21 protein-coding genes are annotated in these 25,880 nt (G+C 63.6%); 11 read left to right on the top strand and 10 right to left on the bottom strand.

All coding sequences use genetic code 11. From position 1 onward, the window contains the following. Positions 1-11 precede the first annotated feature (11 nt). Together murJ and trpS are read left to right on the top strand one after the other, a co-directional pair. On the top strand, positions 12-1,616 hold the full coding sequence (gene murJ / locus ED21_RS06675; protein WP_006833091.1) for a murein biosynthesis integral membrane protein MurJ: 1,605 nt from the start codon (positions 12-14) through the stop codon (positions 1,614-1,616). 4 nt (positions 1,617-1,620) lie between these two features. Continuing rightward, on the top strand, positions 1,621-2,673 hold the full coding sequence (trpS, locus tag ED21_RS06670; RefSeq protein WP_006833090.1) for a tryptophan--tRNA ligase: 1,053 nt from the start codon (positions 1,621-1,623) through the stop codon (positions 2,671-2,673). Position 2,674: 1 nt separating this feature from the next. Here trpS and ED21_RS06665 read toward each other — a convergent pair whose 3' ends face one another. From ED21_RS06665 to ED21_RS06655, 3 genes are all read right to left on the bottom strand, one after another. After that, complete coding sequence (locus ED21_RS06665; protein ID WP_006833089.1) at positions 2,675-3,022, bottom strand: heavy metal-binding domain-containing protein; 348 nt, start codon at positions 3,020-3,022, stop codon at positions 2,675-2,677. A 58-nt stretch (positions 3,023-3,080) separates the two neighbouring features. Then, a complete protein-coding gene (locus ED21_RS06660) occupies positions 3,081-3,317 on the bottom strand; it encodes a DUF2312 domain-containing protein (protein ID WP_006833088.1) in 237 nt (78 codons plus the stop codon). A gap of 83 nt (positions 3,318-3,400) precedes the next feature. Next, complete coding sequence (locus tag ED21_RS06655) at positions 3,401-3,712, bottom strand: DUF1244 domain-containing protein (RefSeq protein ID WP_006833087.1); 312 nt, start codon at positions 3,710-3,712, stop codon at positions 3,401-3,403. Between the two features lie 49 nt (positions 3,713-3,761). Here ED21_RS06655 and pyk point away from each other — a divergent pair, with 49 nt between their 5' ends. Next, complete coding sequence (gene pyk / locus ED21_RS06650; RefSeq protein ID WP_006833086.1) at positions 3,762-5,231, top strand: pyruvate kinase; 1,470 nt, start codon at positions 3,762-3,764, stop codon at positions 5,229-5,231. A 3-nt stretch (positions 5,232-5,234) separates the two neighbouring features. Here pyk and ED21_RS06645 read toward each other — a convergent pair whose 3' ends face one another. From ED21_RS06645 to rpoB, 6 genes are all read right to left on the bottom strand, one after another. Next, positions 5,235-6,944, bottom strand: a complete 1,710-nt coding sequence (locus ED21_RS06645) for a SulP family inorganic anion transporter (protein ID WP_006833085.1) — start codon at positions 6,942-6,944, stop codon at positions 5,235-5,237. Positions 6,945-6,978: 34 nt separating this feature from the next. Further along, positions 6,979-8,337, bottom strand: a complete 1,359-nt coding sequence (gene gltX / locus ED21_RS06640; protein ID WP_006833084.1) for a glutamate--tRNA ligase — start codon at positions 8,335-8,337, stop codon at positions 6,979-6,981. A gap of 28 nt (positions 8,338-8,365) precedes the next feature. Then, positions 8,366-8,818, bottom strand: coding sequence for a hypothetical protein (locus ED21_RS06635; protein WP_006833083.1), 453 nt, complete (start codon positions 8,816-8,818; stop codon positions 8,366-8,368). Continuing rightward, on the bottom strand, positions 8,815-11,166 hold the full coding sequence (locus tag ED21_RS06630) for a bifunctional diguanylate cyclase/phosphodiesterase (protein WP_006833082.1): 2,352 nt from the start codon (positions 11,164-11,166) through the stop codon (positions 8,815-8,817). The genes ED21_RS06635 and ED21_RS06630 overlap by 4 nt, the downstream gene beginning before the upstream one ends. Positions 11,167-11,392: 226 nt before the next feature. Then, on the bottom strand, positions 11,393-15,718 hold the full coding sequence (rpoC, locus tag ED21_RS06625; protein WP_006833081.1) for a DNA-directed RNA polymerase subunit beta': 4,326 nt from the start codon (positions 15,716-15,718) through the stop codon (positions 11,393-11,395). A gap of 60 nt (positions 15,719-15,778) precedes the next feature. Then, positions 15,779-19,960, bottom strand: coding sequence for a DNA-directed RNA polymerase subunit beta (rpoB, locus tag ED21_RS06620; protein WP_006833080.1), 4,182 nt, complete (start codon positions 19,958-19,960; stop codon positions 15,779-15,781). Between the two features lie 367 nt (positions 19,961-20,327). Between rpoB and ED21_RS06610 the strand changes: the two genes are divergently transcribed. Both ED21_RS06610 and ED21_RS06605 read left to right on the top strand, forming a co-directional pair. Further along, positions 20,328-21,413, top strand: coding sequence for a metallophosphoesterase (locus ED21_RS06610; protein ID WP_006833078.1), 1,086 nt, complete (start codon positions 20,328-20,330; stop codon positions 21,411-21,413). Beyond that, positions 21,410-22,435, top strand: coding sequence for a hypothetical protein (locus tag ED21_RS06605; RefSeq protein ID WP_006833077.1), 1,026 nt, complete (start codon positions 21,410-21,412; stop codon positions 22,433-22,435). Before ED21_RS06610 ends, ED21_RS06605 begins: the two co-directional genes overlap by 4 nt. 9 nt (positions 22,436-22,444) lie before the next feature. Here ED21_RS06605 and ED21_RS14670 read toward each other — a convergent pair whose 3' ends face one another. Further along, positions 22,445-23,116 (bottom strand): DUF4956 domain-containing protein, encoded by a 672-nt coding sequence (locus ED21_RS14670; protein ID WP_083800391.1) that lies wholly within the window; start codon positions 23,114-23,116, stop codon positions 22,445-22,447. 187 nt (positions 23,117-23,303) lie between these two features. Between ED21_RS14670 and ED21_RS15905 the strand changes: the two genes are divergently transcribed. From ED21_RS15905 to rplL, 6 genes are all read left to right on the top strand, one after another. Beyond that, positions 23,304-23,432: a hypothetical protein gene (locus ED21_RS15905; protein WP_006833075.1), complete on the top strand. Its 129-nt coding sequence runs from the start codon at positions 23,304-23,306 to the stop codon at positions 23,430-23,432. 23 nt (positions 23,433-23,455) lie between these two features. Then, positions 23,456-23,995, top strand: a complete 540-nt coding sequence (locus tag ED21_RS06595; RefSeq protein ID WP_006833074.1) for a DUF2975 domain-containing protein — start codon at positions 23,456-23,458, stop codon at positions 23,993-23,995. Then, the gene (locus ED21_RS06590; protein WP_006833073.1) at positions 23,995-24,231 is read left to right on the top strand and encodes a helix-turn-helix transcriptional regulator; all 237 of its coding nucleotides are present in this window, start codon (positions 23,995-23,997) and stop codon (positions 24,229-24,231) included. Before ED21_RS06595 ends, ED21_RS06590 begins: the two co-directional genes overlap by 1 nt. Before the next feature lie 54 nt (positions 24,232-24,285). Beyond that, the gene (locus tag ED21_RS06585) at positions 24,286-24,543 is read left to right on the top strand and encodes a hypothetical protein (protein WP_156787368.1); all 258 of its coding nucleotides are present in this window, start codon (positions 24,286-24,288) and stop codon (positions 24,541-24,543) included. Between the two features lie 298 nt (positions 24,544-24,841). After that, positions 24,842-25,357 (top strand): 50S ribosomal protein L10, encoded by a 516-nt coding sequence (rplJ, locus tag ED21_RS06580; protein WP_006833071.1) that lies wholly within the window; start codon positions 24,842-24,844, stop codon positions 25,355-25,357. 84 nt (positions 25,358-25,441) lie between these two features. Beyond that, positions 25,442-25,819, top strand: a complete 378-nt coding sequence (gene rplL / locus ED21_RS06575; protein WP_006833070.1) for a 50S ribosomal protein L7/L12 — start codon at positions 25,442-25,444, stop codon at positions 25,817-25,819. Positions 25,820-25,880 lie beyond the last annotated feature (61 nt).

Here is a 25,880-nt window from a genome sequence, read left to right as displayed (position 1 = left end):
TTAGCTAGGCCATGAGCCTGCTCAAACATGTCGGGACGATTGGCTCGCTCACCATGGTGAGCCGCGTCGCCGGCATGGTGCGCGAGATGATCTTCAGCCGCGTGCTCGGCGCCAATGCCGTGACCGACGCGTGGTTCCAGGCCTTCATCATACCCAACGTCTTCCGCCGCCTGTTCGCGGAAGGTGCTTTTTCCGCGGCCTTCGTGCCGATGTTTTCCAAGCGCCTCCACGGGGACGGGGGGCTGGATGACGCACGCAGTTTTTCCGACGACGTTCTCAGCATCTTCCTGCCGGTCCTGATCCTGCTTTGCGCGGTGATGATGATCGCCATGCCGGGCGTCATCTGGATCCTTGCGGACAAGCCGGTCGATCCAGCCGAATTCGACATCGCGGTCGCTTTCGCGCGGATAATGTTCCCCTATATTCTGCTGGTCAGCCTCGTCACGCTGTTCACCGGCATGCTCAATTCGGTGAGCCGGTTTGCGCCAGGGGCAAGCTTTCCCATCATTCTCAATATCGTACTGATCACGGCCTTGCTAGGCGGCGAATACGCGGCCGCCCGCTTTGGATGGAGCGTGGAGCGGGTCGGTTATGCGATCGCCTGGGCGGTGCCCGTGGCGGGCCTGTTGCAGCTCGTCTGGCTCTATATCTGGACAAGAGTCGAGGGCTTTCGCCCCCGCATCCTGTGGCCGCGCATCACGCCCGAGGTGAAGCGTTTGTCGATCATCGCGCTGCCGGCTGCCATCGGCGGCGGAGCCTACCAAATCAACACGCTGGTCCAGCTCTATTTCCTCAACCAGCTATACAACGGCTCGGTCAGTCACATGAATTATGCAGACCGGCTGAATCAGCTGCCGCTGGGCATTATCGGCATTGCCCTGTCGACCGCGATCCTGCCGACGCTGTCGAAATTCGTCGGGAGCGACAACAAGGAAGGGGCCGACCGCATCCAGTCCGATGCGATCGAGCTGTCGATGCTGCTGACCATTCCGGCCGCCGTGGCGCTGGCCGTGTGCGCGACGCCCTTCATCACCATGATCTTCCAGGGCGGGCGATTCACGATGGAAGACGCCGCCGCTGCCGGAGCCGTGCTCGCGGTCCTTGTGCTCGGCCTGCCGGCCTATGTGCTGGTCAAGGTGCTGGTGCCAAACTTCTATGCGCGATCGGACACGCGGACGCCGGTCTATGCCGCCTTCATCTCGCTCGGCGTGTTCGTGGCGAGCTGCATCTGGAACATCGGCCTGACCCTTCCCGGCTTCACGATCGAGCCGCTCGGCTACGGCGTCCCCGGCATCGCCGCCGCCAGTGTCATCGGCGCGTGGATTAACGTCGGCTATCTCTACGCGATCCTCGCCAGGCGCGGCTATTATTCGGTGCCGTTTGCATTGCTGGGCCGCGTTGCGCGCCAGCTCGTGGCCGCCGCGGCCATGGGCGCTGCCTTGTGGTTCGCGCGCGATTTGCTAACCGGATGGTATTCCGCAGGCCTGTTCGAGCGCCTCGGCGCGCTCCTCGTGCTCGTGGGCTGCTCGGCAGTGGTCTATTTCGGCGTGGCCTTTGCGGTCGGCGCCATCGACAGGCAGCGCATCGCTGCCCTCACCAAGAAGAAAGTATCCTGATTCAATGCGAGTAGTCTCCGGCATCCAGCCAACCGGCAATCTCCACCTCGGTAACTACCTGGGGGCGATCCGCAATTGGGTGCGGATGCAGGACGATATGGAAGACGCGAACCTCGCTCAAGCAGCTGAAGGCGGTAGCGCACACAATCAGTGTCTATTCTTCCTGGCAGACCTGCACGCGATCTCGATGCCGCATGATCCGGCGGAACTGAAAAAGGGCACGCTGGAAATGGCCGCGGCGCTGGTTGCCTGCGGAATCGACCCGGCCAAAAGCGTGCTGTTCAACCAGGCACAAGTCCCGCAGCACGCCGAGCTGCAATGGTTGCTGGGCGGAACGGCACGCATGGGCTGGCTCAACCGCATGACGCAGTGGAAGGACAAGGCGGGCAAAAACCGCGAAGGCCAGTCGGTCGCGCTGTTCACCTACCCCGTCCTGCAGGCCGCCGACGTACTGCTTTACCAGGCGACGCATGTGCCGGTGGGCGAAGACCAGAAGCAGCATCTCGAGCTGGCGCGCGACATCGCGCAGAAGTTCAACAACGACTTCGCTTCCGAAGACGCGCCTGTATTTACCCTGCCCGATCCGATCGTGCCGCCACAGGCCGCGCGCATCATGAGCCTGCGCGACGGGTCGAAGAAGATGAGCAAGTCGGACGTCTCCGACATGAGCCGCATCAATCTTGCCGACAACGCCGACGAGGTGATGAAGAAGGTCAAGAAGGCCAAGACCGATCCCGAGCCGCTTCCGGGTGAGGAAAAGGGTCTGGAAGACCGGCCCGAGGCGCTGAACCTCGTGACGATCTACGCCGCGCTGACCGACAGGAGCGTAAACGACGTTCTCGGCGAATTCGGCGGCGAAGGCTTCGGCACGTTCAAGCCCGCGCTGGGCGAAATGCTGGTCGAAACGCTGCGGCCCATTTCGGCGCGGTTCAACGAGCTGCTCGAAGACCGCGAGGCGCTCGACGCCATCCTCGCACGCGGCGCTGCGCAGGCCCGCGAAATCGCGGTGCCCACGCTGGGCGCGACTTACGAGGCGCTGGGCCTCGTACGCGGCTAGGTCAGATCTTTACCGCGGTCCCGCTGGCGGAAACCATCAGCATCGAACCGGTATCGCCGATCACTTCGTAATCGAGATCGACGCCGACCACGGCGTTGCCGCCGCGCGTTGCGGCTTCCGCCTGCAATTCCTCGATCGCCTGCTCGCGCGCATCGCGCAAGATGCGCTCGTAGCTGCCCGAGCGGCCACCAACGATATCGCGGATATTGGCAAAGAGGTCGCGAAACAGGTTCGCGCCCACGATTACCTCGCCCGTGACGATGCCGAGGTAGTCCTGGATCGGACGGCCTTCGATGGTGGGCGTGGTGGTGACGGTGACGCCGCGTGCGTCTTTCCAGGGTCCGGGCATGTGCAGTTCCTCCTATCTCGATCGGTGTGTTATCGAGATAGGACGCAGCCCCGCAAAATCAACCCATTCCGAGTGCGGCCTTGTAGGTGTCGAGAATGGTTTCCTGCTCGCTGCGCTCGTCGGGCTTCATTTTACGCAGCTTGATGATCTGGCGCATGATCTTGGTGTCGTAGCCCACCGCCTTGGCTTCGGCGTAGACGTCGCGGATGTCGTCGGCGATGCCCTTCTTTTCTTCCTCGAGGCGTTCGATACGCTCGATCAGAAGGCGCAGGCGGTCGTCGGTGGCTTCGGCCATTTTCGTGAAAACTCCAGTAAAGGTGAGAATCGGTTGGCGGGTTCGATAGCCATCCGCCAGCGCGGGGTGAAGGCGGCGACTCGTCAGTCCACGCGATTTTTCGCGACACTCGCTTTCATGCGCGCCAATTGCTCCTCGGTAGCGGGCGTTTGGCGGGTCGCTTTCCACTCGTCCTGCGGCATGCCGTGAATCAGCTCGCGCGCCGCGAGCTTGTCGCCTTCGAAGCCGGCGTCCATGATCCAGTCGGCGAGGCAATTGCGGCAGAAACCGGAAAGGCCCATGAGGTCGATGTTCTGCGCATCGTGACGATGCTGCAAGTGGCGCACCAGCCGGCGGAAGGCCGCTGCCGCTACGTCATCGGGGAGGTTTGCGAGGGTGTCTGAATTGGTATCCATCGATTACTAGTCCTTGAGTTGCCACACGTCTCTGCCATAGGCGGTGTCCATGCAAAAGCTCGATCCCAAACGCGTCGATCCCCGGGGCCGCAAGGTCAAGATCCTCGCCACTGTCGGCCCTGCCAGCCGTTCGCCCGAAATGCTCGCCCGCCTGTACAAGGCCGGGGTGGATGCATTCCGCGTCAACATGAGCCATGGCGAGCACGCCGACCACGAGAAAACCATCCGCGCCATTCGCCAGATGGAGAAGGACTTCCATCGCCCGATCGCGATCCTCGCCGATTTGCAAGGTCCGAAGCTGCGCGTGGGCAAGTTCAAGGACGGACAGGCGGTGATCCGCCACTCGGGCCACTTCACGCTCGACCGCAATCCGGAGCCGGGCGACGAGACCCGCGTCCAGCTGCCGCATCCCGAGCTTTTCGGCCTGCTCGAAAAGGGCCAGCGCCTGCTGATCAACGACGGCAAGATCCGATTGAAGGTAATCCGCGCCGATGAGAACGAGATCCTCTGCTCGGCCGAGGTCGGTGGCGTCATCTCGGACCGCAAGGGCGTCAATGTCCCCGATGCCGAGGTGCCGATCCCCGCGCTGACGGACAAGGACCGCAAGGACCTCGCCTTCGCCATGAGCCAGGGCGTCGACTGGATCGGCCTCAGCTTCGTCCAGCGCCCCGAAGACCTTGCCGAAGCGCGCCGCCTGATGGGCGGCAAGGGTTCGCTCTGCGCCAAGATCGAAAAGCCGATGGCGGTGCGCCGTCTCGACGAGATCATCGAGATGTCGGACGGCATCATGGTCGCGCGCGGCGATCTGGGCGTCGAACTCGAACCGCAAGAAGTCCCGCCGCTCCAGAAGCGCATCGTCAACGCGACCCGTACCGCCGGCAAGCCGGTGATCGTGGCGACGCAGATGCTCGAAAGCATGATTGAAAGCCCCGCTCCGACCCGCGCCGAAGTCTCCGACGTGGCGAACGCGGTTTACGACGGCGCCGATGCGGTGATGCTTTCGGCCGAAACCGCCGCGGGCGACTGGCCCGAAGAAGCGGTGACGATCATGCACAAGATTGCGCGGCAGGTGGAAAAGGACGACGCCTATCTCGAACGTGTGCGCTTCCTCGACACGCCGCCCGACAAGACCACGGCCGACGCGCTCGCGCATGCCTGCATGACCGTGGCCGATACGGTGGCCATAGAGGCGATCACGGTCTTCACCGGCTCCGGCTCGACTGCCCGTCGCGTGGCGCGCGAGCGGCCGAGCGTGCCGATGCTGGTGCTCACGCCCAGCATGACCACGGCGCGCCGTCTAGGCCTGCTGTGGGGCGCGCACGCGGTGGCGACCAAGGACATCGGCAGCTTCGAAGAGATGATTGCCAAGGGCAAGCGCATGGCGCTGCGTCACGGTTTCGGCAGCGCCGGCTCCAAGCTGATCGCGCTCGCAGGCGTTCCCTTCGGCACACCGGGGTCGACCAACCTCATGCATGTCGTCACTATCAGCGGCAACGAGCTGGACAAACACGAAGGTTAGGGGTCAGGTATAGGGAATCGGCCCCTCCTCGGGCACGCCGCAGGCTTCCAGCGCGTCGGACACGGTGCGGTGAAAGTCGCTCCTTTCCCCTCCATAGGGCCTGATCTTTTGCGCTACCGGCTCGTGCGTAGCGGCAAAATGTACGATCACGCCATAATCGCGCATTCGCTGCACAAGGCGGAGCAGCATCGCCGCCCCACTGGCATCGACCGCATTTACCGCCCGCATGTCGAGGACGAGGTGCTCGACACCTTCGTATTGGGCGACCAGCTTCACGATGCGGTCCTCGCAATATTCGCTGTTCCCGAAATAGATGGTCCGGTCGATCCGCACGACCAGCACGGGCAGCGTCTTGATCGTGACATCGTCACGCCGGACTGAACGATAAGTCGTGCCCCCGTCCGCCGTGCCGATTTGCGTGACGCGAGGGGTGGAGGAAAACCACAGGAAGTGCGCCAGCCCCAGCACAGCCCCGATCGCGAGGCCCAGTTGTACACCGAACAGCAGCGTCGCCACGAAAGCTGCTCCGATGATCAGCCCCTCCACCCGGTCGTGCTGCCAGACCATTCTGATGTCGCGCGTCTTCACCAGGCCGAACACGGCACTGATGACGAGCGCGGCCAACGCGGTCTGCGGAAGATAGGCAAGCAGGGGGGCAAGGAAGAACAGCACCGCTACGACTACAGCTGATGCGCAGACCGTGACCAGCGGGCTATGTCCCCCGCTGTCCCGCACCAGCGCGGAACGGCTGAGGCTGGCCCCGACCGCATAGCCGCCCGTCACCGCTGCCACGACATTGCCTGCCCCCAGCGCCACCGCTTCGCGGCTGGTGTCGAGATTGCTCCGGTCTTCCCCCGCGAGAGCCTTGGCAACCGCCGTTGCCGTCACGAAAATGATGATCGCGACCGCAAAGCTGCCGGGCAGCAACTGGAGCCAGTATTCCAGTGGCACGAACGGGAAGACCGGCTCGGGCAGTCCGCCCTCGACGGCCTCGACCATGGGCACCGGCGCGGCGCTGGAGCTGGCCACCAGGCCCGCAACCACGATCACGACCAGCGGGAAGGACTTGGCGAGCGCGAGGCGGAACGGCGGCTTCACTCCCATCTTCCACAGCAGCGGCGCCGCATACCGGCCCGCCAGCACCAGCGTGACAAGCGCCGCAAGGCCGATCGCGGCGGTTACCGGTTTGATCGATCCGAAGCGCACCCAAAGCCCGCCGAGGGCGGTGGGGAGATCTCCGGCCCGCGCCGCGTTGATGCCGAGCAGAGTCGGCAGCTGGCTCGCCGCGATCAGCACTGCCGCCGCAGCCGTGAAGCCCAGAAGCACCGGCTCGCTGATGAAATTGACCAACCGGCCGAGCCCGAACCCGCCAAGCAGGAGGAGCAAGAGACCGGCCTCGATCGCGATGATCTCCGCCCCGATTTCGGGCGCAAGCGATGTGGAGCCGACCACTTCGCCAATCACCAGAGAGACAAGCGCGACCGGGCCGAGCGAAACGAAGGGACTGGTCCCGAAGACGAGGTAGAGCAGCGGCGGGGTGAGCGCGGCGAAGAGCCCCATCTGCGGCGGCAGGCCCGCCAACTGCGCATAGGCCATGGCCTGCGGCACGAGAAGGATGGAAAGAACGAGGCCCGCGATCACGTCGCGGAGCAGGCTGCGCGGAGTTGATGCCGCCAGCCATTTTATCGTGGGAACCAGCGCTTCGCCTGCCATTCCTTCGCGATTCCCTTGCCTGTTTGCCCCTCGCCTAGGAACGCGGCGGCTTTGCTCCCTGTTCCAGCCGCGCCTGCGCTTCGGCCTCCCCGATCAGCGGCAGGAGTTCTTTCATGTCGGGGCCGTGGTCCATGCCGGTCAGCGCCCGGCGCAGGGGCAGGAACAGCTCCTTGCCCTTGCGACCCGTCGCGGCTTTCAGGGACGCGGTGAGCGTCTGCCAAGGCGTCTCGCTCCACTCGAGCGCTGCAAGCGCCTGCGCAAGATAGGCGCGATCCTCGTCGCTGAAGTCCTGCGCCGGGATGGGCCCTGTCACGACCTGCCACCATTCGACGACTTCGCTGGCCTTCTCGAGGTTCGGCCGGATCGCGTGCCAGGCCTCGGGCGTGAAATCCGCAGGCACGAAACCCTGCACCGCCTCTAACGGCAGCTGGTGGACGATCTGCGCATTAAGCCGCGCGAGTTCGGCCTCATCAAATTTTGCCGGGGCGCGACCGAAAGTCGACAGGTCGAACGTCTCGATCAGCGGCCGGACCTTCACGAAGGGTTCGACCGGCTGGCTCGTACCGAGCCGCGCCAGCAGCGAGACGATCGCCATCGGTTCGAACCCTTGGTCGCGAAAGGCATCGCAGCCGAGCGAGCCGAGCCGTTTCGACAGCTTCCCCTCGCGCCCGACCAGCAAGGCCTCATGCGCGAAACGCGGCATGTGTGCTGCAGTGTATTGTGCAGCAATAAGAGCGGTAAACATCTGAATTTGCACGGCGGTGTTCGAGACATGGTCTTCGCCGCGCAGAACGTCGGTGACGCCCATGTCGAGGTCGTCGACCGCGCTAGGCAGCATGTAAAGCCAGCTGCCGTCCGCGCGGCGGATGACCGGGTCGGAGAGTTGCGCGGGATCGAACTTCTGCGCGCCGCGCACGCCGTCCTCCCACCGGATCGCCTCGTCGTGATCGAGCTTGAAGCGCCAGTGCGGCGCGATGCCTTCGGCTTCCTTCGCCGCGCGCTCGCCTTCGCTCAGCGCGAGCGAGGCGCGATCGTAGATCGGCGGCAGGCCGCGCCCGAGCTGGATCTTGCGCTTCAGCTCCAGTTCCTGCGCGGTTTCGTAGGCCGGATATATCCGGCCCGCTGCCTTGAGCGCCTCGAAGGCCGCTTCGTATTTTGCCAGCCGCTCAGACTGGCGCTCCTCGCCATCGGGCGTCAGCCCCAGCCAAGCGAGATCGTTGCGAATCGCCGCGACATATTCCTCGCGGCTGCGCGCGGCGTCGGTGTCGTCGATACGCAGCAGGAAGGTGCCGCCGGCCTTGCGGGCCAGCAGCCAGTTGTGCAGGGCGGTGCGAATATTGCCGACATGGAGGCGCCCGGTTGGAGAAGGCGCGAAGCGGGTGATCGTGGTCATGGAGCGCGCCGATAGCGCATGCCGCCCGTTATTGCGAGAAGAGGAGTAGGCTGCGTCCGTTTCCGTGGATCAGGACCCCGTTTTCGGGCGTCCGTTCGATCGTGTCGGCGGCCTCCAGCGCGGACCAAATCTGGTCCAGTTCCTCCGGATAGCCGATGTCGCACACCTCGATATTGGCGTTGGGGCGCGTGGGCGCGGCGAAGCGGGAGCCCGATATGCTGTATTCGCGATACTGCAGCGCGCATTCGGGCTGCCACCAGATGTTCGTTTCGTCGGCGACGAGGGCGATGGCGTAGGAGCGGTCGAAGGGTTCGTCATCGATACCCGCTACGCGCCAGGCGCCGGCGAGCTGGACCGCGGGGGCCGGGGCCGAGGGCCGGGCTTGCGCGACAGGTTCATCCCCGCTGCCCTGCGAGGCGGGGCGGCAGGCGGCAATCAGCGGCAGGAGCAGCGGCAGGAGCAGCAACGCGCTGCGGCTCACTCTACCGCACTCCCGCCCCGGCGGCGCGCGATGGCCTGCCGTTTGTTGCGGTATTCGAGGAATTCCTCGCCCGTTTCGGTCTCGACCTGCGCCTCGTTCCCGGCAGCCGGTCGCTCGCGAATGACGATCTCTTCGGGCGGCACGGGGCGACCGATCAGAAAGCCTTGCGCCTCCTGAACGCCGAGCTTGCGCAGGAGGTCGAGCTGGCGCTGGTCTTCGATGCCCTCGGCCGTCGTATCCATGCCCAGCGCATCGGCGAGGCGGGTGATGGTGGAAACGATCGCCTGGCTGCCGAGATCGCTGGCGACATCGGTTACGAAAGTCCGGTCGATCTTGATCCGGTCGAAAGGGAAGCGGCGCAGGTAGCCGAGCGAGGAATAGCCCGTCCCGAAATCGTCGAGCGCGATGCGGATGCCCAGTTCACGCAGGCGCAGCAGCGTGACGTGCCCGGCCGCGCCCTGGTCCATCAGCACGTGCTCGGTGATTTCGAGCTCGACCCGCTCGGGGGCGATATTGGTGGCGTGGATCGCTTGCGCGACGGTGGCGACGAGGTTGGGATTTTTCACCTGCGTCGGCGACAGGTTGATGGCGATGCGGAAATTGCCCGGCAGCGCGGCGGCATCGCTCAAGGTCTGGCGAATGACCCATTCGCCGAGCGAGGTGATCATTCCCGTTTCTTCGGCAATGGTGAGGAAATCGCCGGGAGGAATGATCCCGCGCTGGGGATGATACCAGCGGAGCAAGGCTTCCAGCCCAGTCGTTTCGCCCGTGTCGAGGTCGACTATAGCCTGGTAGTGCATCCGCATCTGGCCACGGGTCAACGCCTCGCGCAGGTCGATCTCGGTTTCGCGGCGTTCGCGGGCGATCCGGTCCAGCGCGGGTTCGAATAGCGCGAGATTGTCGCGCCCCTTTTCCTTGGCGGCGTAAAGGGCAAGGTCGGCGCGACGCATTAGCTCCTCGGCATCGCAATCTCCGTCGGTGCAGCGCGCCACGCCGACGCTGGTCGAGACACGATAGCTGTGGCCTTCGATCTCGTAGGGCGCCCGGACGACCGAGAGGAAGCGGTGCGCGCGCTCGATCAGGAGACCGTCGCCGGCGCGGGTCTCGATCAGCACCGCGAATTCGTCCCCGCCGAGGCGCGCGACGAGATCCTCGCTGCGCACCTCCTGTTCGAGCCGCGTGCCGACTTCGCGCAGCATTCGGTCGCCTACGAGGTGGCCGCGCGTATCGTTGATCGCCTTGAAATCGTCGAGGTCGAGGTAGAACAGCGCGATGTTCGACCCGCGCGAGGCCTGCTCGCCGGCCAGCGACCGCAGGCGCTCGTTGAACAGGTAGCGGTTCGCCAGCCCGGTGAGGTTGTCGTAATGCGCCATGAAGGCGACCCGCTCCTCGATCAGGCGGCCGGCGGTGACGTCGCGCGCCACACCGCTCATCCGTCCGTCATCGCGCGGGCGTGCCGAAATGCGCCAGTAGCGCACGTCGCCTTTCACGCGGAGCCGCACGATGAGATCGCGGAACGGACTGCGCTCGAGCAGCCGCGTAGCCAGCGCATCGCGTTCCTCGCCCGCAACGAAGAGGTCAAGAAAGGGCATGCCTTCGAGATGGTCGGGGTCGGTCGACAAGGCCGCGCCCAGCCGTTCGGTTACGTCGCGCATGTTTCCGCGCGGGCCCACAGTCCACAGCCAGTCGGAACTCTGCTCCTCGTAATCGTTCAACAGCATTCGCACTGTCGCGTTGTTCTCGCGTCGTTCGATCTCCGCCCTAGCCGCACCGACGAAGTAACGTTCCTGCGTGCGGGTTTCGCCGATCAGGGCCACGGCAAAGCTGGCGATGAGGATGAGCGAAGGCCATGCACCCCATCCCCCGATCATGACGGCCGCAACGGCAAGCGATGGAGCCATGGTCAGCGTATGGAAAAGCGCGGCTTGCGGGGCGTTGCGATGGACGAGCAGCGTCCCGCACAGGATAGCGGTCCCGATAATGCCGAGGACGGCGATTTCGAGCCCCTCGGCATAGGGGGCGAGATAGGGAAAGACGACAAACCAGATCGTGCTTCCGATCGCCTGCAGGATCAGGATACGCCGCCATTGCGTCTCCATTTCGGGAACGGTGGCATCGTCGAAGTCGATCTGCCGGTCGAGCCACACGAAAAAGCACAGCTGCGCGGCCTGGATGGCCGCCCAGATCGCAATGGCTATTTGCGGGACGCCGTTCCAGAAGGTCCACAGCAGGCCGAAGATGGAGGCGAAGGCCGGCAGCAGCGAGGTGGTTGCGCCAGAGCTGAAGTTCTTAAGACGCCGATAGAGGAGGAACCGCGCCAGCGGATCGTCCGGCCGCAGCTCGCTCATAGCCCCCGGATGTTCGCTAACGGTCGTTGGTTGCAGCACTCCAGTCCCCCGAAAGCTCTCGCTTCGCAGCCCCTATCCCCCGGCTGCCGGGCAATGGTGCAACCTCGCCCAACGACGGTCAAGCAAAGAGAGTCATGCGAAATATTGGGCCAACCCAAGCTATGATACGAAAAAGCCCCGCCGGATCTCTCCAGCGGGGCCAATTCGTCACTCGCGATAGACTGGCTTATTCGCCGTCTTTCGCGTCTTCGTTGAGGTAGTCGCCCGCATCGGCATCGGTGCCGTGGGTTTCCCCTTCCATACTCGCCAGCGGATCGTCGCCGATCGCCGCTTCGGGGCCCTGGGCGAGTTCCGCCTCGTGCTCTTCGGCTGCAGTGTTTGCGGCGATGATCGCTTCCTGGGCCTTCTTCCACTGGGCACGAAGCGCAGCGTCGCGGCTGGAAGCGGTCACGCGCATGCGGTTCATGCCCGCGCCGGTACCGGCGGGGATGAGACGGCCCACGATGACGTTCTCCTTGAGGCCGACCAGCGTGTCCTTCTTACCCTCGACCGAAGCCTGGGTGAGCACGCGAGTAGTCTCCTGGAACGACGCAGCCGAGATGAACGAACGCGTCTGGAGCGAGGCCTTGGTGATGCCGAGAAGGATCGGGGTACCCTTGGCAGGCTCCTTGTTCTTCGCCAGCTTCGCGTTGGTCTCGTTCATTTCCTCGAGGTCGACCTGTTCGCCCGGCAGCAGCACGGTATCGCCGCTGTCGGTGATTTCGACCTTCTGCAGCATCTGGCGAACGATCACTTCGATGTGCTTGTCGTTGATCTTCACGCCCTGCAGTCGGTAGACTTCCTGGATTTCCGTGCAGAGATACTCGGCCAGCGCCTCGACACCCAGAACTTCGAGGATATCGTGCGGGTTCGGCGAGCCCGAAATGAGCGTGTCGCCCTTCTTGACAAAGTCGCCTTCCTGGACGTCGATGATCTTGGTCTTGGGGATCAGGTATTCTACCGGATCACCCTCCTCCGGAACGATCGCGATCTTGCGCTTCGCCTTGTATTCGCGAACGAATTCGATCTTGCCCGAAATTTTGGCGATGATCGAATTGTCCTTCGGCACGCGGGCCTCGAACAGTTCGGCCACGCGCGGCAGACCACCGGTGATGTCGCGGGTCTTGGCGGCTTCACGCGAAGCACGGGCAAGGATATCACCTGCCTGAACTTCCTGACCGTCGTCGACCGACAGCACCGTGCCCGGAGCGAGCATGTAGCGCGCCGCTTCGCTGTCGTCGCCGGCATCGTTGAAGAGCGTAAGACGCGGACGCAGGTCGTCCTTCTTGCGGCCGGTGGCGCGCAATTCGGTGACCACGCGCTGCGCGATACCGGTGGCATCGTCGACGCGTTCTTCCATCGTCTGCGTGTCGACGAGATCCTGGAAGCGGACCACACCCGACTGCTCGGTGATGATCGGGAGCGAGAACGGATCCCACTCGGCGAGACGTTCGCCTTCCTTCACCTTGCCGCCATCCTTGTGCATCAGCACGGTACCGTAAGGCACCTTATGGATTTCGCGTTCGCGGCCTTCGGCGTCGATCACGGCCAGTTCGCCGTTCCGGGCGAGCGACAGGATACGACCCTTTTTGTCGGTAATGGTCGGCATGTCGCGATATTCGACCTTGCCGTCCGACACGGCTTCGAGATGCGAGGTCTCGTTGAGCTGTGCGGCACCGCCGATGTGGAAGGTACGCATGGTCAGCTGTGTGCCCGGTTCACCGATCGACTGCGCAGCGATGACGCCGACAGCTTCACCGATGTTGACCGGCGTACCGCGAGCAAGGTCACGGCCGTAGCAGGTCGCGCAAACGCCCTGCTTGGCTTCGCAGACCAGCGGCGAGCGGATCTTGGCAACCTGCGTTTCGGCTTCCTCGATCTGCTTGACCATCGGCTCGTCGACGAGCGTGCCGGCCTTGACGATCACTTCGCCGGTGGCGGCGTTGACGATGTCTTCGGCAACCGTACGGCCGAGGATACGCTCGCCAAGCGAGGCGATAACGCTACCGCCCTGTACGATGGCGCGCATTTCGAGCGCGTTGTCGGTCTTGCAGTCCTCTTCGACGATGACGCAGTCCTGCGACACGTCGACGAGACGGCGGGTCAGGTAACCCGAGTTCGCCGTCTTCAACGCCGTATCCGCGAGGCCCTTGCGGGCGCCGTGGGTCGAGTTGAAGTATTCGAGGACGTTCAGGCCTTCCTTGAAGTTCGAGATAATCGGGTTTTCGATGATCTCGCCCGAAGGCTTGGCCATGAGGCCGCGCATACCGGCCAGCTGCTTCATCTGCGCCGGGCTACCACGGGCACCGGAGTGCGACATCATGTAGATCGAGTTGATCTGCGCTTCCTTGCCGTCCTTGTCGACCGGCTGCGAGCGGATTTCTTCCATCATGGCGTCGGCCACGCGGTCGCCGCACTGGCTCCACGCGTCGATGACCTTGTTGTACTTTTCCTGCTGCGTGATCAGGCCGTCCTGATACTGCTGCTCGTAGTCGGCAACCAGCGCCTTGGTGTCGTCGACCATGCCCGCCTTGCTGTCGGGAATGATCATGTCGTCCTTGCCGAAGGAGATACCGGCCTTGAACGCGTGGCGGAAGCCCAGCACCATGATGGCGTCGGCAAACAGCACCGTGTCCTTCTGGCCGGTGTGACGGTAGACCTCGTCGATCACGTCGGCGATGTCCTTCTTCGTCAGCAGGCGGTTGACGATGTCGAAGGGAACCTTGTGGTTCTTCGGCAGGCATTCGCCGATGAGCATGCGGCCCGGCGTCGTGACGAAACGCTTCATCTCGACCTTGCCCTTCTCGTCGGCCTGGGGCACGCGCGCCATGATCTTCGAGTGAAGCGTAACCGACTTCACTTCCAGAGCCTGGTGCACTTCGGCCATGTCCGCGAACATCGGCAGCTGCTCGTGCTTCTCGCCATCGTCGCCCTCGATGAATTCGGGCGTCTTTTCCTGACGTTCCATCGACAGGTAGTAGAGGCCGAGAACCATGTCCTGCGAAGGCACGATGATCGGCTTGCCGTTGGCGGGCGAGAGGATGTTGTTGGTCGACATCATCAGGACGCGCGCTTCCAGCTGCGCCTCGAGGCTCAGCGGAACGTGGACGGCCATCTGGTCACCGTCGAAGTCGGCGTTGAAGGCGGCACAGACCAGCGGGTGAAGCTGGATCGCCTTGCCCTCGATCAGCACCGGCTCGAAGGCCTGGATGCCGAGACGGTGGAGTGTCGGTGCGCGGTTGAGGAGGACCGGGTGCTCGCGAATGACTTCGTCGAGGATGTCCCAGACTTCCTTGCGCTCCTTTTCGACCCACTTCTTCGCCTGCTTGAGGGTCATCGAGAGGCCCTTGGCGTCGAGACGGGCGTAGATGAAGGGCTTGAACAGCTCGAGCGCCATCTTCTTCGGCAGGCCGCACTGGTGCAGCTTGAGTTCCGGGCCCGTCACGATGACCGAACGGCCCGAATAGTCGACGCGCTTGCCGAGCAGGTTCTGACGGAAGCGGCCCTGCTTGCCTTTGAGCATGTCGGACAGCGACTTCAGCGGACGCTTGTTGGCGCCGGTGATCACGCGGCCGCGGCGGCCGTTGTCGAACAATGCGTCGACGGCTTCCTGCAACATGCGCTTTTCGTTGCGGACGATGATGTCCGGCGCGCGCAGCTCCATGAGGCGCTTGAGGCGGTTGTTACGGTTGATCACACGACGATAGAGGTCGTTGAGGTCCGACGTCGCGAAGCGGCCGCCGTCCAGCGGGACGAGCGGGCGCAATTCGGGCGGAATGACCGGCACGACTTCCAGGATCATCCACTCCGGGCGGTTCCCGGAATCGATGAAGCTTTCAACGACCTTGAGGCGCTTGATGATCTTGGCAGGCTTGAGCTTCGACTTGGTGGTCGCGAGCTCTTCCAGCAGTTCGTCACGTTCATGCTCAAGGTCGAGATCCATGAGCATGGTTTTGACCGCCGAGGCGCCGATGTCGGCCGAGAAGGCGTCTTCGCCATACTCGTCCTGCGCTTCGAGCATTTCATCTTCGGTCAGCAGCTGGTTCTTCTCGAGCGCGGTCAGACCCGGCTCGGTGACGATGTAGCTTTCGAAGTAGAGGACACGTTCCAGCTGCTTCAGCTGCATGTCGAGCAGCAGGCCGATGCGGCTCGGCAGCGACTTCAGGAACCAGATGTGCGCGACCGGAGCGGCGAGCTCGATGTGGCCCATGCGCTCGCGGCGGACCTTGGTCACGGTGACTTCGACGCCGCACTTCTCGCAAACGACGCCCTTGTATTTCATGCGCTTGTACTTGCCGCACAGGCATTCATAGTCCTTCACCGGACCGAAGATGCGCGCGCAGAACAGACCGTCACGTTCCGGCTTGAACGTGCGGTAGTTGATCGTTTCCGGCTTCTTGATTTCGCCGAAGGACCACGAGCGGATGCGCTCGGGGCTGGCGATGCCGATCTGGATCTCGTCGAAGGTTTCGGGCTTCGCGAGCTGGTTGGTGAATTTGGTCAGTTCGTTCATGACGTAATTCCCTAAGGGTATTTCTATTGGGCGGAAAGCGGTGGGGAGCGGCGCGCTCCCCTATTCCGCCGCGATCGCGAGGCCGTCGTCGTCCTCGTCGTCGGCAAGCGACTTGAGTTCGACATTCAGACCCAGGCTGCGCATTTCCTTGACGAGCACGTTGAAGCTCTCCGGAATGCCGGCCTCGAAGGTGTCGTCACCCTTGACGATGGCTTCGTAGACCTTGGTACGGCCGATCACGTCGTCCGACTTCACGGTGAGGATTTCCTGCAGCGTGTAGGCTGCGCCGTAGGCCTGGAGTGCCCAGACCTCCATCTCACCGAAGCGCTGGCCGCCGAACTGCGCCTTACCGCCCAGCGGCTGCTGGGTGACGAGGCTGTAGGGGCCGATCGAACGGGCGTGGATCTTGTCGTCGACGAGGTGGTGCAGCTTGAGCATGTAGATGATGCCCACGGTGACCTTGCGGTCGAAGGCTTCACCCGTACGTCCGTCGAAGAGGACCGACTGGCCGTCCGCGTCGAGACCTGCACGCTCCAGTTCCACGGTCACATCGCCTTCGCGGGCGCCGTCGAACACCGGGGTGCCCATCGGGACGCCGAAGCGCAGGTTGCTGGCCAGTTCGACGATTTCCTCGGTCGAACGCGCCTTGAGGTCTTCGGCATAGCGATCGCCATAGACGTCGTTCAGGCGCTCGATCACGGCTTCAGGCGGCTTCGCCTTGGCGTAATCTTCCGAAGCGTTCGGGTTGGCCTTCTTCCAGTCTTCGAGCTGCTCGCCGATCTGCATGCCCAGATTACGGGCCGCCATGCCGAGATGTGTTTCGAAGATCTGCCCGACGTTCATGCGCGAAGGCACGCCCAGCGGGTTCAGCACGATGTCGACCGGCGTACCGTCGGCGAGGAACGGCATGTCCTCGACCGGCAGGATGCGACTGATGACGCCCTTGTTCCCGTGACGGCCGGCCATCTTGTCGCCAGGCTGCAGCTTGCGCTTCACCGCGACGAAGACCTTGACCATCTTGAGCACGCCCGGTGCCAGTTCGTCACCACGCTCGAGCTTTTCCTTCCGGTCTTCGAACTTGTCGTCGATGACCTTCACGCTCTCGTCGTACTGGGACTTGACCGCTTCGATCTGCTGCTGGCGGTTGTCGTCCGCAACGGCGAACTTGAACCACTCGTGCTTGTCGACGCCTTCGAGCACCTCTTCGGTGATCTCGGAGCCCTTCTTCACGCCCTTCGGTGCGGCCGAAGCCGTCTGGCCGACGAGCATATCGCGCAGGCGGTTGTAGGTCGCGCGGTTGAGAATGGCGCGTTCGTCGGCGGCGTCCTTGCGGAGGCGTTCGATTTCCTCGTTCTGGATCGCGCGCGTACGGTCGTCGATCTCGATACCGTGGCGGTTGAAGACGCGGACTTCGACGACGGTGCCGGCAACGCCCGGCGGCAGGCGGAGCGAAGTGTCGCGCACGTCGCTGGCCTTTTCACCGAAGATGGCGCGCAGGAGCTTTTCTTCCGGCGTCATCGGGCTTTCGCCCTTCGGCGTGATCTTGCCCGCGAGGATATCGCCCGGATGCACTTCGGCGCCGATGTAGACGATGCCCGCCTCATCGAGGTTGCGCAGCGCTTCCTCGCCGACGTTCGGGATGTCGCGGGTGATGTCTTCGGGGCCGAGCTTGGTGTCGCGGGCCATGACTTCGAATTCCTCGATGTGGATCGAGGTGAAGACGTCGTCCTTCACGATGCGCTCGGAGATGAGGATACTATCCTCGTAGTTGTAGCCGTTCCAGGGCATGAAGGCGACGAGCGTGTTACGGCCCAGCGCCAGTTCGCCAAGGTCGGTCGAAGGACCGTCAGCGATGACGTCGCCCGGCTCGACCGTTTCACCGACCTTCACCAGCGGACGCTGGTTGATGCAGGTGTCCTGGTTCGAACGCTGGAACTTCTGCAGCGTGTAGATGTCGACGCCCGACTGGCCGGGTTCGACATCGCCGATCGCACGGATGACGATACGCGTCGCATCGACCTGGTCGACCACGCCGCCGCGCTTGGCGGTGATGGCCGCGCCCGAATCGCGCGCAACGGTTTCTTCCATGCCGGTACCGACCCACGGCGCCTCCGCCTGTACGAGCGGAACGGCCTGGCGCTGCATGTTGGCGCCCATCAGCGCGCGGTTCGCGTCATCGTTTTCCAGGAACGGAATGAGCGATGCACCGACCGAGACGAGCTGCTTGGGGCTGACGTCCATCAGCGTGATGGTTTCGCGCGGCGCCATCAGGTTGTCACCGTTCTGGCGCGCCGAGACCAGCTCCTCCACAAAGCCGCCGTTTTCGTCGAGATCGGCCGAAGCCTGTGCGACGGTGTGCTTCTGCTCTTCCATCGCCGAGAGGTAAATGACCTCGTCGGTGACCTTGTTGTCCTTCACCTTGCGATACGGCGTTTCGATGAATCCGTACTTGTTCACGCGCGCGAAGGTCGAGAGCGAGTTGATCAGGCCGATGTTCGGGCCTTCCGGCGTTTCGATCGGGCAGATACGGCCGTAGTGCGTCGGGTGAACGTCGCGCACTTCGAAGCCGGCACGCTCACGGGTGAGGCCGCCCGGGCCAAGCGCCGAAACGCGGCGCTTGTGGGTGACTTCCGACAGCGGGTTGGTCTGGTCCATGAACTGCGAGAGCTGCGAAGAACCGAAGAACTCGCGCACCGCGGCCACGGCGGGCTTGGCGTTGATGAGGTCGTTCGGCATCACGGTCGACACGTCGACCGAGCTCATGCGCTCCTTCACGGCGCGCTCCATGCGCAGCAGGCCGACGCGGTACTGGTTTTCGAGCAGTTCGCCGACCGAGCGGACACGGCGGTTGCCGAGGTTGTCGATGTCGTCGACTTCGCCCTTGCCGTCCTTGAGGTCGACCAATTCCTTGACCACGGCGAGGATGTCTTCCTTGCGCAGCGTGGTGACGGTGTCTTCGGCATCGAGCTCGAGACGCATGTTGAGCTTGACGCGGCCGACGGCCGAGAGGTCATAGCGCTCGCCGTCGAAGAACAGACCTTCGAACAGCGCTTCGGCGGTTTCCTTGGTCGGCGGTTCGCCCGGACGCATGACCTTGTAGATCGCTTCCAGACCCTCGTCACGGTTCTCGGCCTTGTCGACCTTCATCGTGTTGCGGATCCAGGGACCGGTGTTGACGTGGTCGATGTCGAGCAGTTCGAGGCTGTCGACGCCAGCGGCGTCGAGAACTTCGAGATTCTCGGCGGACACCTCGTCACCGGCTTCGATGTAAATGCGGCCGGTCGACTCGTCGATCAGGTCTTCGCTGGCATAGCGGCCGAAGATTTCCTCGGTCGGCAGCAGCAGGGTTTCAAGACCGTCCTTGGCTGCCTTGTTGGCCGCGCGCGGGCTGATCTTCTGTCCTGCGGGGAAGACTTCTTCGCCCGTCTTGGCATCGACCAGCGGGAAAGCCGGCTTCTGGTTGCGCCAGTTTTCGGCGACGAAGGGCAGTTCCCAGCCGTCCTTGGCGCGCTTCCAGGTCACCTTGTCGTAGAAGTGCGACAGGATGTCCTCGGCATCGAGGCCGAGCGAATAGAGCAGCGCGGTGACCGGCAGCTTGCGCTTGCGGTCGATACGCACGTTGACGACGTCCTTGGCGTCGAATTCGAAGTCGAGCCACGAACCGCGGTACGGAATGATGCGGGCCGCGAAGAGGAGCTTGCCCGAGCTGTGGGTCTTGCCGCGGTCATGGTCGAACAGCACACCCGGCGAACGGTGCATCTGCGACACGATGACGCGCTCGGTACCGTTGATGATGAAGGTGCCGTTGTCCGTCATCAGCGGCATGTCGCCCATGTAGACGTCCTGCTCCTTGATATCGAGCACGGAGCGGGTCTCGGTTTCCTGGTCGACTTCGAAGACGATCAGGCGCAGCGTGACCTTCATCGGGGCCGCGTAGGTGATCCCGCGCTGGTGGCATTCGACGATGTCGTACTTGGGCGCTTCGAGTTCGTAATGGACGAAATCGAGTTCGGCGGTGCCGGCGAAGTCGCGCAGCGGGAAGACCGAGCGCAGCGTCTTCTCGAGGCCCGAGACATGGCCGGTGGCCTTGTCGCTGCGCAGGAACTGTTCGTAGCTCTCGCGCTGCACCTCGATGAGGTTGGGCATGTCGACGACTTCGTGGATGTCGCCGAAAATCTTGCGGATACGTCGCTTTGCAGTGCCCGACGCGGTGTTGCGGGGTGCCTTCGCCTTGGTAGCCATAAGGGGTAGTTACCTCTTCTCGTGTTCGCCGGCCCGGATCTTCCGCTTGCGGGCGCGAAAGAAGAGCCGGAAATCTGTAAGTCTCATGCGCGTGAGAACCGTATCGCGAGACGCAAAAAGGCCGCAGCGAATGCACGCCCATAGCGGCGGCAGCTGCAGCTCATGAAAAGCGTCGCGATATGGAAACGCCGCTTCCATCCTGTGTCCGATCCCCGCGCATGAATCGGACTCGCTCGAAGCGTGCGGTCGAGGGGGCATGTAGGAAGCAGCCCGGCCTTTGTCAAACGCCCTTCGACGGGTCGAACTCTACGCCAAGCCGGGAGAGGAAATCTGTGCTAAGCCTGCCCGGGAAACTAGGGGATGAGAGATGCGGCATACGCTGCTCCTGCTGGCCGCGCTGTTGGGCCTGGTCGCCGCGCCCCTGACGGCCGGCGATGGAGATGAAGGCCCTTCGCGGATTGTCGCGGTCGGTGACCTCCATGGCGATTACGACGCGTGGGAAGAGATCGCGCGGGCGGCCGGACTGGTGGATGAAGGCGGCCACTGGAAGGGCGGTACGACCACCCTGGTCCAGCTGGGCGACATTACCGACCGCGGTCCGGACTCTCTCAGGATCATCCGCCAGTTGCAGGCCTTGCAGGAAGAGGCCGCCGAGGCCGGCGGCGCGGTTGTCGTGCTGCTCGGCAATCACGAGGCGATGAATGTCCTGGGCGACCTGCGCTATGTCCATCCCGGCGAATACGAAGCGTTCGAGGACCGCCGGTCGGAGGGCCGGCGCGAGGCGACATGGAAGGCAAACCGGGAGAAACTCCTCGCTTATTATCGGCAGGACGATCCCGAACTCAGCGTGAGGGAGGCGAAGGCCAAATGGATCGCCGAAACCCCGCTCGGCCTGCTCGCCCATCGCCGCGCGTGGAGCCCCGGCGGCGAACTCGGGAGCTGGGCATCCGCCCTTCCCGCCGTGGTCCGGATCGGGGCGACGCTGTTCGCGCATGGCGGTCTCAGCGAAGAACGAACCCGCGAACCGATCGATGCGCTCAACGCGCGCTACCGCTATGCGCTCGGCGCGGACCCGCTTACGGACCGGGCCATCCTCGAGGACCCGCTCGGACCGATATGGTACCGCGGCAACGTGATGCGCCAGCCCGCGCCCGTCGAAGCGGCGGACGAAGAAGCGGGCGGCGATGACACGCCGCGCCTCGGACGGGTAGAAGAGCTCGCACTCGTGCTGTCGCGCTACGGCGCCCGCCAACTGGTCGTCGCGCACACGCCTTCGATGACGGGAATCGTTGCCGAACTTGGCGGCAGGCTGATCCGCATCGATACCGGCATTTCCTCCTATTATGGCGGCCCGGCTAGCTACCTCGAAATCGGGGACGACACGCTCCGGGCCTATAGGCGCACTCCGGACGGGGAATGGGTTGAGCAAGACCTGGAAGTCACCGCTTCATGAGCAGGTCGGCCTTCCTCTTGCTCTCCCTTTTCGCGGCCTCGGCGCTGTCGGCGCAGGAAAGCGAAGGTGATGTCACGCCCCTCTTCGCGTCCGACGCCGTCCTCGATGTCACCGTCAGCGGCCCGATCCGACAAATCGCGCGGCGCGCCGAGACATCGACCGCTCCCATGGTCGCGCGGCTCGAAGCGGCGGGCGAAACGCATGGCATCACCCTTGCCGCCCGCGGGAAGTCGCGCCGTCAGAAGGACAATTGCGCGTTTCCACCCCTGCGGATCGCGTTTCCCGAAAAGCCGGACAAGGGTTCGCTGTTTCACAAGCAGGGCCGGATCAAGCTGGTCACGCATTGCCGCGACAAAGACCGGTCGGAGCAGACGATGCTGCGCGAATACGCGGCCTACCGGCTCTACAACCGCGTAACGCCGGAAAGCCTGCGCGTCCGGCTGGCGCGGATTTCCTACGTGGACGGGAACAGGACCATCGCCGAGCGCCTGGGGTTCTTCATCGAGGACGTCGACGATGCCGCACGGCGGCTGGGCCGCCAGGAAGTGGATGTCGTCGAAATACCCGTGGCCGCGCTCGACCAGCAGGATGCAGCGCGCTACGCCCTGTTCCAGTACATGATCGGCAACACCGACTGGGCCATGGCCATGGGGCCTCCCGGAGACCGCTGTTGCCACAATTCGCGGCTGGTCGGGGACGGCAAGGATGCGCGCGCGGAGCTGACTCCGATACCCTATGACTTCGACAATGCCGGGCTGGTGGACGCGCGGTATGCCGTTCCCAGCGAACAGCTTGGCACGCGGTCGGTCCGACAGCGGGTCTACCGGGGTCTGTGCCGCTTCAACGCGCTGGTCCCGGCCGAGGCCGAGCGGCTGCGCACCCTTCGCCGCGAGTTCGAAGACGAAATCGCCGCGATCCCGCAGGCGACGGACCGGACGCGTGCGAGCATGGCGAGTTATCTCGAAGGGTTTTACGAGGACATGGCCGACCTCGATGGCACGATCCTGAGCGACTGCCGCTAGGCCGCCTGCCTATTCGTTCCCCTCGCCCGACTGGTCGTGTTCGGGTTCTCCTTCGCGGGCGGGCTCCCGGCCGGGTGAACGCAGATAGCGATGGGTGCCGTCCTTGCCGCCGTAATCGGCCCGCCACAGGCAGGCAAAGGCGTAGTTGAACATGATCGTCATAACGAGCGCGATTTCCAGCGCGCCGATACCCGCTGCCAGTCCGATGCCGATGGCGAGCAGGATGTAGATGGCGTCGCCGGAACTCTTCAGCGTATTGCGAAACCGCACGCCGCCCACGATGCCGGCCAGCGAGAAGGCCAGTGCCAGCGAATTGTGGACCATCACCACGATGGCGGTCACGGCGATCGGCAGGACGATCATCGTCTCGACCAGCGCCTGGTCGTATTCGGACCGGCTCCGGCTGGCCATGTAGGTCCAGGTGACCGGCAGCGTGGTCAGCATCGCCCCGCCGACCGCGATGAACAGCCAGAGGATCGACTCGCCGAGATTGGCGATGTTCTTGGCCCCGATCTGCACGCCCGACAGTGGATCGGCGCCCGATTGGGTGAGGAGCGTCTGCGCCCCGCCAAGCGGGAGGTAGTGCGCGAGCGAGGGGGCAAGTTCCACCAGCCCCATCACCACGCCGGTCACCAGGAGGTAGAACAGCGTCAGCCGGACGAACAACGTGCGAAAAACCATAGACGCTCATTCTCCCCTGGCCGGAGCTATAGCTGCTAGCGCGGCAGGTCACAAACCGGCGCGCGGCGCGCTTTGCGCCCACCGCGTTGGCCGTTGGCCACTACATATCGAATTTCGATATTATCGATTGACAATAATCCAACTTGGCTTATTGATAATCGATATTGACCATCAAGGAGTTCGATAAATGCCTCGCCTTTCGACAAATGTCGCCGCCGCTTTTGCCGCAATCATCATCACCATCGTCTCGCTGCAGACCATCACCAGCGTGCCGCCGACCCAGCTGGCGGTCATCGACGCGCCGAAACTCGCCTGATCCAGCGTTTCCGGAGAAACCCTATGCCTTCCCGTCCCAACGACCCGCTGCTTCTCGCAGGCCGGCTGATCGTCATCGTCATGCAGGCGATCCTCGGTTTCGCCGCGGTGGTCCTCGCCATCGGCATGCCGCTCGTCGTCTTCCTGCGCGACCGGATTACCGCCGAGGCGCGGATCGAATACGCCAATCCCGACTTCGTCTTTCCGCTCGGTGCGGTGCTCGGAATTATGGCCTTTGCCGTCCTCTTCCTTGCCGGAGCCTTCTGGTTCCTGCGTCTCCTGCGCAAGATCATCGACACGGTCGGTGAAGGCGATCCCTTCGTACCCGAAAACGCCGAACGGCTGACGCTCATGGGCTGGCTCGCGCTGGCGGCGCAGCTGCTCGCGATCCCGGCCGCAGGGGCCGCGCTCTACGTCGCCAAGATTTTTGAGGACCAGGAAGGCATGACCATTGATGCGGGTCTCGACCTCAGCGGCATCGTGCTGGTCGTCGTCCTGTTCATCCTCGCCCGCGTCTTCCGCCATGGCGCCACCATGCGCGCCGATCTCGAAGGGACCGTGTGATGGCCCCCAAGACATCTGGCTCAGAAGGAACCAACATCGTGGTCAAACTCGACGACCTGCTCCACGCCCGCCGCATGACGCTTACCGAGCTGGCGGAACGTGTGGGCCTCACCCTCGCCAATCTGTCGATCCTCAAAACCGGCAAGGCCAAGGCGATCCGCTTCTCGACGCTCGAAGCGATCTGCCGCGAACTGGAATGCCAGCCGGGCGACCTGCTGGCATACGTGTCAGACTAACGGAACGGCCAGGGCCTTCGGAGCGTTGCAGGGAGGATACTTATGGAGAACACGATGAAACTGCCCGCCCTTGCCGCAGCCCTGTCGTTGACGATCGGCCTCGCCGCCTGCGGAGAGCCCATCGACGGAAGCGACACCGCCGATATGGCTCCCGACGCTGTATCCGGCGAAACAACTGATACCAGCGCGGCCGAATACAGGCCCGACGAGGATGGCCCGCTACAGTCCGATGGTCTGGTTGACGACACGGAATATACGACCGAGGAATCTCTTGAAGATGATCCGGCAGTCGATGAAGAAGCGGCGATGTAGACACTAAGCTTTGGCTTGACAGAATCACTCAAATCCTTAGAGGCCCGCCACCGAAGGCGGGTCTCTTTGTATCCGCCCTCATCCGTCCGAGACAGTTGGTGACCGGGATCTGCCGGTCTTAATTTCCAGCCTAGACGGGGAAAAGAGATTTTCAGGTGGGCTGCAAGACCCGCCGTTTCGCGCCAATCGGCGCACTCCTTCCCCCCTCAACGGACTCGCCCGTGTCGTTTTTCGGCACGGACAAACGTAGCCGGTCGTCGCGGAAGTCTCCGGGGCGGCCATAGTGAAGGAGTATGGCATGGATCGTTCGCAAAAAGCCGATTCGGTCGCCCAGCTCAACGAAGTCTTCAACCAGGCTGGCGTGGTCGTCGTGACCCGCAACCTGGGCCTGACGGTCGCGCAGTCGACCGAACTGCGTACGAAGATGCGTGAAGCCGGTGCGTCCTACCAGGTTGCGAAGAACCGTCTCGCCAAGCTCGCTCTCGACGGTACCGATTACACCGGTATCGCCGATCACCTCAGCGGTCCGACCGGCCTCGCTTACAGCGAAGACCCGGTTGCAGCTGCCAAGGTGGCAGTGGAATTCGCCAAGACGAACGACAAGCTCGAAATCGTCGGCGGCTCCATGGGAGCGACCGCACTCGACGAAGCTGGGGTCAAGGCGCTTGCCTCGATGCCGAGCCTCGACGAACTGCGTGGCACGATCGTGGGCCTGGTCAACGCGCCGGCAACCAAGGTTGTCCGCACGATCAAGGAACCCGTTTCGATGCTCGCTCGCGTCTTCGGTGCCTATGGCGCCAAGGAAGCCGCGTAAGAGCCGGTTCTCGCGTAAGAACACATATTCATCGGGGCAGAGCCTTTCACGGCACCCCGGCCTATTATTTTGGAGTGAAACATCATGGCTGATATCGCCAAGCTTGTTGAAGAACTGTCGAAGCTGACCGTCATGGAAGCCGCTGAGCTTGCCAAGGCACTTGAAGAAGAGTGGGGCGTGAGCGCCGCTGCTGCTGTTGCTGTTGCTGGCCCCGCCGGCGGCGGCGCAGGTGAAGCTGCTGCTGAAGAAAAGGACGAATTCGACGTCGTCCTCACCGGCGACGGTGGCAAGAAGATCCAGGTCATCAAGGAAGTCCGCGCCATCACCGGTCTCGGCCTTACCGAAGCCAAGGCTCTCGTTGAAGGCGCTCCCAAGGCCATCAAGGAAGGCGTCAACAAGGCTGAAGCCGAAGAAATCAAGGGCAAGATCGAAGCAGCCGGCGGTACCGTCGAACTCAAGTAAGCTTCGCTTACGCTTCGATTTCCTCGAGAAATCAAACGGAAAGGGCGGCACCGCAGGGCGC

The organism is Erythrobacter sp. SD-21, assembly GCF_000181515.1.
GTDB lineage: Bacteria > Pseudomonadota > Alphaproteobacteria > Sphingomonadales > Sphingomonadaceae > Qipengyuania.
Note: the sequence above shows the minus strand (reverse complement) of the source record. Positions and strands in the feature narration are given on the sequence as shown.

Bases quoted from the DNA above. Each gene is read 5' to 3' on its own strand.
- murJ (WP_006833091.1), top strand. From the start codon at position 12: ATGAGCCTGCTCAAACATGTCGGGACGATTGGCTCGCTCACCATGGTG.
- trpS (WP_006833090.1), top strand. From the start codon at position 1,621: ATGCGAGTAGTCTCCGGCATCCAGCCAACCGGCAATCTCCACCTCGGT.
- ED21_RS06665 (WP_006833089.1), bottom strand. From the start codon at position 3,022: ATGCCCGGACCCTGGAAAGACGCACGCGGCGTCACCGTCACCACCACG.
- ED21_RS06660 (WP_006833088.1), bottom strand. From the start codon at position 3,317: ATGGCCGAAGCCACCGACGACCGCCTGCGCCTTCTGATCGAGCGTATC.
- ED21_RS06655 (WP_006833087.1), bottom strand. From the start codon at position 3,712: ATGGATACCAATTCAGACACCCTCGCAAACCTCCCCGATGACGTAGCG.
- pyk (WP_006833086.1), top strand. From the start codon at position 3,762: ATGCAAAAGCTCGATCCCAAACGCGTCGATCCCCGGGGCCGCAAGGTC.
- ED21_RS06645 (WP_006833085.1), bottom strand. From the start codon at position 6,944: ATGGCAGGCGAAGCGCTGGTTCCCACGATAAAATGGCTGGCGGCATCA.
- gltX (WP_006833084.1), bottom strand. From the start codon at position 8,337: ATGACCACGATCACCCGCTTCGCGCCTTCTCCAACCGGGCGCCTCCAT.
- ED21_RS06630 (WP_006833082.1), bottom strand. From the start codon at position 11,166: ATGAGCGAGCTGCGGCCGGACGATCCGCTGGCGCGGTTCCTCCTCTAT.
- rpoC (WP_006833081.1), bottom strand. From the start codon at position 15,718: ATGAACGAACTGACCAAATTCACCAACCAGCTCGCGAAGCCCGAAACC.
- rpoB (WP_006833080.1), bottom strand. From the start codon at position 19,960: ATGGCTACCAAGGCGAAGGCACCCCGCAACACCGCGTCGGGCACTGCA.
- ED21_RS06610 (WP_006833078.1), top strand. From the start codon at position 20,328: ATGCGGCATACGCTGCTCCTGCTGGCCGCGCTGTTGGGCCTGGTCGCC.
- ED21_RS06605 (WP_006833077.1), top strand. From the start codon at position 21,410: ATGAGCAGGTCGGCCTTCCTCTTGCTCTCCCTTTTCGCGGCCTCGGCG.
- ED21_RS14670 (WP_083800391.1), bottom strand. From the start codon at position 23,116: ATGGTTTTTCGCACGTTGTTCGTCCGGCTGACGCTGTTCTACCTCCTG.
- ED21_RS15905 (WP_006833075.1), top strand. From the start codon at position 23,304: ATGCCTCGCCTTTCGACAAATGTCGCCGCCGCTTTTGCCGCAATCATC.
- ED21_RS06595 (WP_006833074.1), top strand. From the start codon at position 23,456: ATGCCTTCCCGTCCCAACGACCCGCTGCTTCTCGCAGGCCGGCTGATC.
- ED21_RS06590 (WP_006833073.1), top strand. From the start codon at position 23,995: ATGGCCCCCAAGACATCTGGCTCAGAAGGAACCAACATCGTGGTCAAA.
- ED21_RS06585 (WP_156787368.1), top strand. From the start codon at position 24,286: ATGAAACTGCCCGCCCTTGCCGCAGCCCTGTCGTTGACGATCGGCCTC.
- rplJ (WP_006833071.1), top strand. From the start codon at position 24,842: ATGGATCGTTCGCAAAAAGCCGATTCGGTCGCCCAGCTCAACGAAGTC.
- rplL (WP_006833070.1), top strand. From the start codon at position 25,442: ATGGCTGATATCGCCAAGCTTGTTGAAGAACTGTCGAAGCTGACCGTC.